Genomic DNA, 10,671 nt, shown 5'->3' on the forward strand with positions numbered 1-10,671 from the left:
GCCGACGTCCCTCCTCCCTCGGAGGTTGTAGCCGACGCGAGACGGGGAGTTGGGTGTCAGGGAAGGCCAGCCCTGCTCAGTTCGTCCTGAAATGCGGGGCGGTTCTTGTGGCCGGTGCGGATCCGGAGCAGGTAGTCGGCGAACTCGGCGTCGGTTCCCGCCCGGCGGTGTGAGGTGCCCCGATGACCTGCGCCCACACGCCGGCCATTCAAGCCAGCGAAATCCAGCCAGACACGATCACTGTGCCAGCGACTGCCGCGGCGCCTGTGTCTCCACCTCATCGCGACGACCAGCAGACCACGCTCCACGCGGTAACTACCCTGACCACCGCTGTCGTTGCCCTGAGTTTCCTGTTCGGGCTGGGTAACGTCTGGGCGCTGGGCATCAGGCTCGGCGTGCCTGCCTATATCGCCCCGCTGAACCCCCGCCCCTGCAGTCGATCTCTCCGTCATCGCCCTGCTGGGCACGATGCATCTTGCGGCCTGCCACGTCGTCGCCGCGCGGGAGAACAACCGCATCGAAGCCGACCACGGCCGGCTCAAAGCCTGGCTCCGGCCGACGCGCGGTCTGAAACGGCTGCGGTCCGTCCAGACGATCAGCACCGGGCACGCCCTCATCCAGAACATCCGCTGCGGCCGTTACGAGCTCGCCGTCGACACCAACCCGAGGCGGTGGCTGGCCGCCGCATTCACCGAACTCGCCGCCGCGGTCTGACCGACGGTCACCGTGGTCGGCCGGTATGCCCCGTCTCTTCGGAACGCGACAGTGCCCCACTGATGCCGGCCCCTTCGGCCGTGCGGGGCCCACCCACGATGGCCCCGGCCACGCGGCGCACCAGCCCGCGCCCGGGGCCATCGTGGTCCGTTGGACGACCTCGGTGCGCGGACCTACCGGGAGACCAGCGTGCCCGTTGCGGGGTCGACCAGGTTTTCCCTGACGAGCGCCGCGAGATGGTCGTGTACGCGCTCGGCGGCAACGTCAGGTCGATCCACCGTCGTCACACGGTCGCCGCTGGCCGTCGCGCGGACCTCGAGCTGGTGAATATCGGCTACCTCCGGGGACGCGACCGCAACTGACCTGATCTCACCCGAGAGATCGTAGACGATGTTTACCTGCATGGACTCAGTTTCCTTTCCGATGGTGGATCTGGTGTCCTGGGCCATCCGGCTCCTTATCGGGCCGTCCGGCGGATCGATTCCGGTGACGGGCGTGGACACCAGCGTAAGGCGGGCGATCCGCACGAGCGAGACGTCAGGATGTGGTCATGTACAGGTCGTAGGCCAGAAACGGAGCCGCGACGGACGGCCCCCATGGCCCGCCGGCCTTGTTGGTGATGGTGACGTTCAGCTGGATTTCACCCTTGACGTCAGGGTGGTTGGCACCCTTGAGCAGGTGGAAGACATCTGTGATCTCGGCCTGCGAATCGAACGGGACCTCCGGGTTCTTCGGGTAGGCCGTGAACGTCCTCACCTGACCACTGGGCATGTTGTCCCAGAACAGGCTCGCGCTGTTCCCCGCCCCCACGATGATGCCGCTGGCCACGCGTGTTGCCATGGTAGTCATTCCTTTCGTAAGATTAGATTCTCCGTCCTGCCTTCGACGGGAGATTTGCGTCGGCCGGGTCCTGATGGTGCCGGCTCCGCTCTTTCGCGTGATTAGACGTATTGTCAGCCACACGTCGTCGCCCTCGGCGGGAGACTCCTCGCCTCAATTCCACTGCCTAGGCCGCCGCAGCACGAGTCGACCTAACTCCTGTATCCCCCATCCCAGCCCCTACAAACCCATCCGCGTCTCCATGCCTACGACTCAAAAGGCTCTGAAGAATCGCAGGCGGGCAGAAGTCTGGATCGCAGATTTTTCGATCGCATGGAGCGACAATAGGTGTGACTCGGAGTTCAACAGATTTGTTTGTCCTTCCGTCGTGGTCACCGTCCGATCATGTCGAGATCGGAGTCCAGGCGGGACCAGGTCCGGGTGCCGACCACCCCGTCGGCCGCCAGCCCACGCTGTCCCTGGTAGTGCACCACGCCCTCATACGTCGCCGGCCCGAAATCGCCGTCCGGGGCCAGCCTGGACGGGTGGCCCCCCTCCCATCCCAACACGATATTCAAGGCGTTCTGGAGGGTCTGCACGGGCGTCCCCCGGTCAGGGAAGGTGCCGGTGCGGTGCGAGTCCTGGTCGCCCCGGCGGAGGGCCGGGTACCCGGCGAAACGATTGCCGGGCTGCGGCGTGGTCGGGTACCACTCGCTGTAGTCCACCCCCCCGGCGGCCTTCCCGACGCCCGGCACCGTGGCCGTGGCCGTGAACTGCCACGCCACCAGCGTCTCTTTGTCCCACCCGTGGGGGAGCAGACTGTCCCGCCACGTACTGGTATACGAGGGCAGCCACAGCGGTACCCCGAAGTAGGATACTCTCCCCTCCTGGAGGAAAAATTTGCCGGAGTACAGCCACTTCTCGCCGGACATATGGTCTATCTTGCCGAGGAAGTCGCGGGCGAGGTCACCACGTCGACGCGCCGGGATCGCGGCCTGTTCCAGGTCGAGGATCAGGATGTCGTCGGGGTGGTAGTTTCGGTTCACCACGTTCAGGAAATGTGCCGCCTGGTCCGCGACGTCCCGTGTGGTGGCGAAATGGTAGTGGCCGACGCGTAGCCCGGTGTGGCGAGCGTCCTTAACCCACCCCTCCCACCGTTCACTGGTATGCGTGGCCCCCTCGGTCGCCTTGATGACGATTAGCTCGTGCCCGGCGTCCTTGTAGACGTCGGCGTCGAAAGACGCGTTGTGTGTGGAGATGTCGGCGAAACGCGACATGTCGCATGCACTCCTAATATCTATCCGACTATTCGGGTCCTCCGTAGAGGTCTCTGCACGATTATTCCCAGTTTGCGTCCACATATCGCATCGCCGGGTGGTTCGCTGCTGAAGAAGACCAACAAGGATCAACAAGAAGCGATCTTGCTATTGCCGAAACCGCGTTTCCTCGCAACGAAACATCCTCCGAGTGGATGTTTACGCGGTTTCAGTGGGAATAAATCGTTTATGCTGGCCGCGGCTTTTATGGCTTTCGCGTAGTAAAGGTTGATTCGCGCATTCCATGGCCTTGAGCACGAGGGTCGTTAAGAGCGGAGATGCGACTGTCTGTCTGGTTTACCGATGCGGTGAAAGTCCCTCTTCTGCCAGAGTGAGGCAGTTCCCGGCCCGCTGGTTTACCGCCGCCCCGGCCAGGGAGAAACCTCCGTCATGAGCCCACGGAAAACCCATCCCAGTGATCTGCCCGACGCCCGCTGGGAGATGATCACCCCGATCCTGCACGCCTGGCAGAAAACCCGGCTCGACCACCGACCCACCAGCCGGCCTGCCAGCGTCGACCTGCGCGAGGTGTTCAACGCGATTCTCTACCTCAACCGCACCGGTGTTCCCTGGCGATACCTGCCCCACGACTTCCCGGCGCACGCCACCGTCTCCTTCTCCTACGCCGCCTGGCGCGACGAGGGCATCTTCACCCGGCTCGGCCACACCCTCACCGGCCGGGATAAGGGTGAGCAGTCGCTTGTCAGGACGGGAACCGGCCTCGGGCGACGAGTTCGCGTACCAGCGGACGCAGCGCGGCAGGTACCTGCGGTTCGTGGAGGACCGCTGAGCGCCGCCGGCCGGCGGCGTCGGTCACGGTGAACCGGTATTGGTAGAGGTCGGCCCCCTGGGGGGGTGCTGCCGGCTGATCCCAGCCGAGGGTGTCCAGCGCGGCTTCGGCCTGCCCGGCCTGCTCCGGGTCGAGTTCGCTGGTGTCGAGGACGGCATGCAGAACCAGGCCTGCGAAGCCGCCGCTGCGTTCGAACTCCACACGCACCCTTCGATGATGCCCCGGGGGGAGAGCCCCTGTCAGGCCAGGTCAGGCCGCGGACCCCCGTGTTGTTAGTTCAGTGGAACCTTCACCGCGTCCCAGCCGTCCCGTACCGCCTGGGCTTCGTCGCTGGTCGGACCGTATATCTGCTGCGCCTGGCGGAGGGTGATCCGAGCGAAGGTACGGAACTCGGGAGAAGGACGGTCGAGCTCGGGGTCCCGCAGCGCGGCATACCAGATGGCGCCCGGCGCTTCCCAGGCGAAACCGCCGAGGGTATCGGCGACGACGTAGAAGGCCCGGTTCGGGATGCCGGAGTTGATGTGCACACCGCCGTCGTCCGAGGGCGTGAGGACATAGTGGTTCATGTCGGCCGGCTGGTCGTCGTGCGGGTTGGTGGTGCCGGGTGCCTTCAACGACCGCAGCGCCGGCCTGAGCGCGGGGCCGACGATGTCCGCGCCGATCAGCCAGTCGGCATCGGAGGCCTTCTGGCTCAACCGGTACTGCTTGACCAGACTGCCCATGACGTCGGAGATGGACTCGTTGAGCGCACCGGACTGACCGCTGTAGGCCAGGTTTGCCTCGTGCCGGGTGACCCCGTGGGTGAGTTCGTGGGCGATCACATCGACCCCCGCCGTCGTGCGGGTGAACCACCGGCCGTCGCCGTCACCGAAGAACATGTAGCCGGCAGCGTCGTAGGAGGCGTTGTCATGATCCTGACCGAAGTGGACCCCGCCGAGCAGCGGCTGCCCCTGGCCGTCGATGGAGTCACGGTCGAAGGTTCGCCAGTAGAAGTCGTACGTCGCGCCGAAGCCGTCGTACGCTTCGTCGACCGCCGGGTCACCGGTTGCCGGTTGCCCTTCGCCCCGTACCGGGGTACCCAGCGTCTGGATTTCCTGATGATGCTGGTCGTAGATGGTGCGCTGCGGCCGGCCGCCCTGCCGGCCGAACGTGGTCGGGCGGACCGCCCACCCCCTGGAACGGGCGGCCGTCTCGGCGCGGGCCAGTCGGAAGGAGTGGTCCAACTGCAGGGTGCGTAGCGCTGCCGCCCGCTCCTCCTCGGTCTCGCCCTCGCGGACGATCCGAGCCAGCAGGTCGGGTGGGACGATGCAGTGCAACGGCCGGTGCGGCATCGTTCCCGAACGGTACATGACCATGAGAGCCCCTTCCTTCGCCTTCCCTTTCGAGCGAGTCGCTCCCCGGTGTACCCATCTACGTAACTAAACGAACACAGAACATGGATAGCCGTCCCCATCTGCCCGGGTCTGTTGCACGGACCACGGTCCACCCCGGCAGTCGGCATGATCGGGTGATGCGCCGCCGCCACGTCCGACCGATGGTCCCAGTCTCGGAGTTCAGCGAGTTCCGACCCCTCCGGAGGTGATCGTCCTGGCGGTCCGCTGGCACTGTATGCATCCTGCCAGTGCCCGAAACTCATCCGTAGGCCCTGACCAGGGCATCTACATTACTCGATGATCGAATCCGATTGGTCGATAGGTCTTCTGCCGCAGGCGACCAGTAGGACTTTGTTAGGTAACTCCGGTCGCTGCGATCGGCGCTGTGGGTAACGGATCGTAGGGTTGGTGGCAGGTGCGGCAGGCGCCGGTCCAAACGTTGAGCAGGCTCTGGAGCATGCGGAGGACTCCGTAGAGGGTCAGGCCGGCGCAGGGGCTGACTGGAAAACCCGACGTGACGTGGGCAGGCCCGCGCCCACCGGGGCACTTGGCCACTGGTAGGCGCGAGGGCGGCGGTTCGAGTGTGGCTGCCGGCTGGCCCTTCTGTAGGCGAGGCTAGCGGGTCGGGCTTCAGGCCGCGGCGAGTATTGTCGCGCAGCGCGACGAACCTTGAGCGCATCGCCGCGGTTGGGTTGCCGGGGCCGTGGTGGGTGCCGCGCCGCCAGGTCACCCACCGCGCCGCGCGCCGGCCCGTGGCCAGGACCAGGGCCTTCAGCGTCGACGGCGGGTCGGGGTAGGCCGGTACCGGTGGGCGGCCGTTGCCGGAATAGGGCGGTCGGACCGGTTCGGCGGCGGCCGGGTGCGCGGTCGCGGTGGGGGTCACGCCGACGACGTAGGCCAGGTTCCGGTCGGTGAGGCCCTGGCGGAACTCGGCCGAGTCGCCGTAGCCGGCGTCCGCGAGCACCGGCCGGGCGGGCACATCCCAGCCGAGGGCCTCGTCGAGCATGTCGAGTGCCAGGCGCCACTTCTCCCGGTGCCGCGCGGCGTCGGGGATCTGCGCCCGTGCCCGGCGGGCACGGACCGCGGCGGCCTCGGCCGGGTCGTCGACGCCGGTGTCGTCCCAGCTCGCGGGCAGGAACAGCCGCCAGTCCAGCGCCGCCGACGCCCAGTCCGTGGCCGCGTGCACAGACACCCCGACCTGGCAGCTACCGACCTTGCCCAACGTGCCCGAGTACAGACACTGTTGGCGAATTCGGTCAGGCGGCGTCGGGGAGCGCGGCGAGGGATGAGGTTCGGGTTGCCGCCAGAGGCACCCCGCAGAGCCAGGCATCGACGCGGATGAGGTTGATGGCTGCGGCGCTCAGGAGCTGCTGGAGACGAATCTTGGCCAGGTCGCGGTAGCGGGCATGTCTGATGCCGGGTCCCCGAACCGCCTGGGAGATCGTTCCTTCGACGCCCGCCCTGCGGTGGAAGTGCGTCTTCCATTCCTCGGTGGCCTGCTCACGACGGGCCTGCTGCAGCATCTCGTGCTCGGCCTGCCCGCGGACGACCAGATCGCGTGGTTCGTCGACCCGGCGGGTGCAGCTGCGGCGAACCGGGCACCTCGCGCAGGCCCCGTCCGGGAACCGGATCCGGATCACTTCATGCCCTCGGTTGTCGAGCTGCGGGTGCCACGAGGTGGCGACAGCGCCCTGCGGGCAGGTCGCGGTACGCCCCTGCCAGTCGATCGTGAAGGCGGAGACGTCAAACCCCTGCCCTCGCCTGGCCTGCCAGCTCGTGTCCGGCGGCATCGGCCCGGTCAACCGCACGCCGTGGTCGCGGGCTTGCGACAGCACGGCTTCGGCCGACATGTAGCCGGTATCGACCAGGTGCTCGTCGGGCAGCAGCTCGCGTTCCGCGAGCCGGTCGTGGATGCGCTCGACCGTGCCCTGATCGCTGCGGGCGGCGTCGGTGGTCTCCACGTTGACGATCACATGGGGTCGGTCCGGGCCGCAGGACTCGGTCAGGTGGCTTTTGTAGCCGGTCCAGGACGCCGACCGTTTGATCGCGTAACGGCACTCGACGTCGTACGGCGAGGCGATGCGTTCCGTCGACGGCGGAAGCTCGCCGGCCTCCCGCCAGCGTAGGACACCCCCGCGGGTGTCGAACTGCTGCTGCCACACCGCGCGCAGCACCCGCACGGCCTCCACCTCCGCCAGCCAGGCCGGAGCATCGTCGGTGTCGACCGTCTCGACGTAGGCCGCGCGTTCCGCCGGCTGCTGCGGCAGCCGGTAGTTCTCCACCCGGTGGCCGTAGCGGTCGGGCCATTCGGTGGGCATCCATGCCCCCAACCAGCGCGCCGCCGCCACGGCCAGGGCGTTCAACGCCGCCCGGACGGTCTCCCCGATCAGCTCCAGGCGGTTGAGTGTGCGGACCGCGGCCAGCACATGGGTGGAGTCCGTGCGGGCCGGGCCGCCATCACCGAGCAGTCCCGCGACGCGGCAGACATCAAGGACCCGGGTCAGCACCCGCTGCTCGGCGGAGCCGTCGACCAGCCGAGCGCGGAACTCACTGAGCACCGAGAAGTCGAAGCCCGGATCGGTCAGTTCCAGGCCGAGCGTGTACTTCCACGCGATCCGGTCGCGTACCGCCGTGGCCGCCTGACGATCCGACAGCCCCTCCGGGAACTGCAGAACCGAGACCATCGCCAGCTGACCGGGCGGCCAGGCGGGCCGGCCTCTGCGGGGGAACAGATCCGCGAAGTCCTCATCGCGGAACACCGGTCCCAGCGCATCACGGACCCGAATGATCGGGCAGCCGGCCGGGAACGCAGCCCGGGCCACCTCGACGGTCAGCGCAGGAACCGCACCGGGAACCTCCGGGTGCAACGACATCATCGATCACCTCACCGCGACACCCCCCACGACCAGCCGGCAACACCACCATCACACCGCTCGGCTCTCTCTTCCCGCGGAGCCGGACGAGGAATTCGCCAACAGTGTCAGTACATCCGCGCCACCCCCGGCGAGGCCGGACCGTCCTTCGGGAAGCCGGTGCCGTCGACGACCAGCGCCTCCGGCCGCACGAACTCGACCGCCCAGCCGGCCAGCCGGCGGCGCACCTCGCCGTACTCCCAGGTCGAGTTCCGCAGGAACTGCTGCAACCCCTGATGATCGACCCCGAGCCGCTCGGCCATCGGCACCAGGCTCTTGCGCTTCCCGTCCAACATCAGCCCACGCAGGTAGAGCTCGCCCTTCGCCCGCTGGTCCCTGCGCGGCAGATCCACGAACATCCGCGCCGCGAACTCCTCCACGACCGGACGCACCGCAGCCATCTCCTCCGGCGTCACGACCAGCAGCCAACCAGACGAAGATCCCGACCCTCCAACCAGCCGATCAAGAATCTAACAAAATCCTACCAGTCACAAGATGGTACAAATTACCTGTCTCATCCCATCTTGGCGGGTAGGGTGGGATCTGTGGGGGTGCCGCCCTCAAGGGCGGTCCCTACCGCGATCGCCCGATCAAGGACCCGGCAGACGCAACAGACCCGACTGCCACCTTTGGCTGCATTCTCAGCTAAACGGAGATAATTCACTGCATAGATGTATTAAATATATCGTTCATTGATGCGCGGCAGCTGGACGCTGCTCACGCGGCAAGCGCTATATTTGTTCCGGCACGCGGAGTGGATCCGGGTTTGCTGGCGAATCACCGTCGTTTTATTCCGCGGAGATTTTTCACGTCTTCAGCGCAGAGCTGCCTTGAAGTGCAATTAATGTAGGTGATTTCTGATGTGTAACTCGACAGTTCGCCAAAAATTCGCGGGGAATCGATGTGTGTTCGGGCCGTGACAGGGAAGGGTCGACTGCGACAGCAGTGACAACATCGACACACAAGGGGATAGGGTGACCCGAGAAGCTGCTTCAGCGGCTGCTGTCGAACATTATTCAGAACGTCATTATCAGTTTGGGTTTCGGCGGTTCGGTCGTGATGTACGGGTTGGCCGAGGCAGGACAGCGCCGACCCATCGCGGTCAAGGTGCTGCGCGCCAAGGTGCCTGTTCATTACATAGTCAATGTCAACGCCGACCGGTTGCACGAGGCGAACATCCGTGGGGAGACGTCAACGCACGCCCGGCGTGCCGAGCAGCGCATCCCCTTGGACTCACCCTACCCACCGGGCCCGGGGCGGGGACGGGAGCGGTCCGAACCGAGCACGCCGTTGTCCGCCGAGGAGATGAAAGACTACGTCGCGGCCAGCACAACTGACAGCGAACAGGGTTTCCACGTCGGGCACGCCCGTGGTGAGCGGCTGTCCGTACGGCTGGTCATCACCCTCGACGATGTTGACCGATTCGTCACCGAACCCGCCCGGCCCACATGCGTACCGACACCATGCACGCCGACGCGCTTGGCAGCAAGCTGTCCGTCGACGAAGACGCCCGACCCGACCCGCCGCCGCATGCACTACCGGCTGCCGTGTCAACTCGACGGACGGCAGCATGCCCTCACCAAGATTATCAAAGGCGATTCTGGAACCCTGGCCCGCTTCAACCAGCTTTGGGACGTCTACGCATATCCACCTTATATCCCCGGAGGATTTTGATGACCATCGTCGCTGCGCCGGCCCCGCGCCGGCTGGCCGTCGCCTTCATACATGGCGTTGAAATTTCCGATCCGCATTTTGCGGACGAGGCCGCGAACCTGCTCCGCCGTTCCTTCCGGCGCCGTGGCATCAATCCCGATGACGCGCTGGTCATCCGGCCAATATCCTGGGCGCAGGAACTCGAAGACGTTCATGATCGGATGTTCACCCGGTCCTTCGGGCCATTGTCCTGGGAGTACATGAACAAGTTGACCCGCCTGGTCACCGATATCAACACCGGTTCCAATCTGGCCTTGCTCCCAGCGGCGGCAAGTCTACTGGTACGCAAAGTGCTGGGTGCCGACCTCATAGGACGGGTCGTGGACAGCAAGCTGCCGCAGCTCCGGCCGTGGTTGTCGTGGCTGCCGTGGGGTGGCGGGCTCAACTACCCGACGCTGCGCTGGCTGATCGTGCATTTTCTCGGCGACGCCGTCTCCTACCAGACGACCAATGACGACCGCGAACTCTACGACCGCGTCCACGGGCGATTCGCCGAGACCCTCCACGACCTGGCTGCCGATCCCGAATGCGGTGATGACGCACCCCTGTGTGTGATCGCCCACAGCCTCGGCACGGTCGTCGCCAGCAACTACTTCTACGACATCCAGAACGGGGGGCCCGACCTCAAGCTGGTGGATAACCAGATCAAGGGCCGAATAGACAAAAGCCCCATGAGGCGCGGCGAGACGCTCACGTTCTTCTTCACCCTCGGCAGCCCGCTCGCACTGTGGGCGTCACGCTTCGGCAGCTTCGGCACACCGATCACCGTCCCCGCACCCCAACTGAACAACCATCACCAAGGGCTGACCGGCCGGTGGGTCAATGTCGTCGACCGCGACGACGTTATCGCGTACCCCTCCGCCCCCTGGGAGCCCAGTACCGAGCACGTGTCCACGAAGAAAAGATCATGCGGGTCGGACCCCGCTGGTTGTCCTGGACCCCACTGGTGCATCCCACCTACTGGAACGATCCCAAGGTTATCGACACCGTCATCGCCCCGCCCCTCATCGAGGCTTGGCACGCACTTAACCCCG

General features: G+C 66.0%; 8 protein-coding genes and 4 pseudogenes. 4 read left to right on the forward strand and 8 right to left on the reverse strand.

Annotated elements, in window-relative coordinates:
* Positions 1-480: 480 nt before the first annotated feature.
* Positions 481-714 (forward strand): annotated as a pseudogene (locus AC5LUJ_RS14895) (DDE-type integrase/transposase/recombinase); the annotation flags it as partial.
* 173 nt (positions 715-887) lie between these two features.
* Here the strand turns inward: AC5LUJ_RS14895 and AC5LUJ_RS14900 are convergent.
* The 3 genes from AC5LUJ_RS14900 to AC5LUJ_RS14910 form a co-directional block, all read right to left on the reverse strand.
* Positions 888-1,163, reverse strand: coding sequence for a hypothetical protein (locus AC5LUJ_RS14900; RefSeq protein ID WP_493465123.1), 276 nt, complete (start codon positions 1,161-1,163; stop codon positions 888-890).
* Between the two features lie 88 nt (positions 1,164-1,251).
* On the reverse strand, positions 1,252-1,554 hold the full coding sequence (locus AC5LUJ_RS14905; RefSeq protein WP_493465124.1) for a hypothetical protein: 303 nt from the start codon (positions 1,552-1,554) through the stop codon (positions 1,252-1,254).
* Between the two features lie 371 nt (positions 1,555-1,925).
* Positions 1,926-2,810, reverse strand: a complete 885-nt coding sequence (locus AC5LUJ_RS14910) for a GH25 family lysozyme (protein WP_493465125.1) — start codon at positions 2,808-2,810, stop codon at positions 1,926-1,928.
* A 429-nt stretch (positions 2,811-3,239) separates the two neighbouring features.
* On the opposite strand from AC5LUJ_RS14910, the pseudogene AC5LUJ_RS14915 reads away from it, so the two are divergent.
* A pseudogene (locus tag AC5LUJ_RS14915) lies at positions 3,240-3,524 on the forward strand (transposase); the annotation flags it as partial.
* A 28-nt stretch (positions 3,525-3,552) separates the two neighbouring features.
* Here the strand turns inward: AC5LUJ_RS14915 and AC5LUJ_RS14920 are convergent.
* From AC5LUJ_RS14920 to AC5LUJ_RS14940, 5 genes and pseudogenes are all read right to left on the reverse strand, one after another.
* Positions 3,553-3,846, reverse strand: a complete 294-nt coding sequence (locus tag AC5LUJ_RS14920; protein WP_493465126.1) for a protealysin inhibitor emfourin — start codon at positions 3,844-3,846, stop codon at positions 3,553-3,555.
* A 65-nt stretch (positions 3,847-3,911) separates the two neighbouring features.
* Entirely contained in the window at positions 3,912-4,994 is a 1,083-nt protein-coding gene (locus AC5LUJ_RS14925; RefSeq protein WP_493465127.1) for a M4 family metallopeptidase, read from the reverse strand.
* Positions 4,995-5,664: 670 nt separating this feature from the next.
* A pseudogene (locus tag AC5LUJ_RS14930) lies at positions 5,665-6,249 on the reverse strand (transposase); the annotation flags it as partial.
* Positions 6,250-6,268: 19 nt separating this feature from the next.
* Positions 6,269-7,885: an IS1182 family transposase gene (locus AC5LUJ_RS14935; RefSeq protein ID WP_493465130.1), complete on the reverse strand. Its 1,617-nt coding sequence runs from the start codon at positions 7,883-7,885 to the stop codon at positions 6,269-6,271.
* Positions 7,886-7,995: 110 nt separating this feature from the next.
* Positions 7,996-8,325: pseudogene (locus AC5LUJ_RS14940) on the reverse strand (transposase); the annotation flags it as partial.
* Positions 8,326-8,959: 634 nt separating this feature from the next.
* On the opposite strand from AC5LUJ_RS14940, the gene AC5LUJ_RS14945 reads away from it, so the two are divergent.
* Positions 8,960-9,598 (forward strand): hypothetical protein, encoded by a 639-nt coding sequence (locus AC5LUJ_RS14945; protein WP_493465128.1) that lies wholly within the window; start codon positions 8,960-8,962, stop codon positions 9,596-9,598.
* A partial coding sequence (locus tag AC5LUJ_RS14950; protein WP_493465129.1) for a hypothetical protein occupies positions 9,598-10,671 on the forward strand: 1,074 nt, incomplete at its 3' end. The genes AC5LUJ_RS14945 and AC5LUJ_RS14950, both read left to right, overlap by 1 nt.

This window comes from Protofrankia sp. CiP1_Cm_nod3 (assembly GCF_982290655.1).

Bases quoted from the DNA above. Each gene is read 5' to 3' on its own strand.
- AC5LUJ_RS14925 (WP_493465127.1), bottom strand. From the start codon at position 4,994: ATGGTCATGTACCGTTCGGGAACGATGCCGCACCGGCCGTTGCACTGC.
- AC5LUJ_RS14905 (WP_493465124.1), bottom strand. From the start codon at position 1,554: ATGGCAACACGCGTGGCCAGCGGCATCATCGTGGGGGCGGGGAACAGC.
- AC5LUJ_RS14910 (WP_493465125.1), bottom strand. From the start codon at position 2,810: ATGTCGCGTTTCGCCGACATCTCCACACACAACGCGTCTTTCGACGCC.
- AC5LUJ_RS14935 (WP_493465130.1), bottom strand. From the start codon at position 7,885: ATGTCGTTGCACCCGGAGGTTCCCGGTGCGGTTCCTGCGCTGACCGTC.
- AC5LUJ_RS14900 (WP_493465123.1), bottom strand. From the start codon at position 1,163: ATGGCCCAGGACACCAGATCCACCATCGGAAAGGAAACTGAGTCCATG.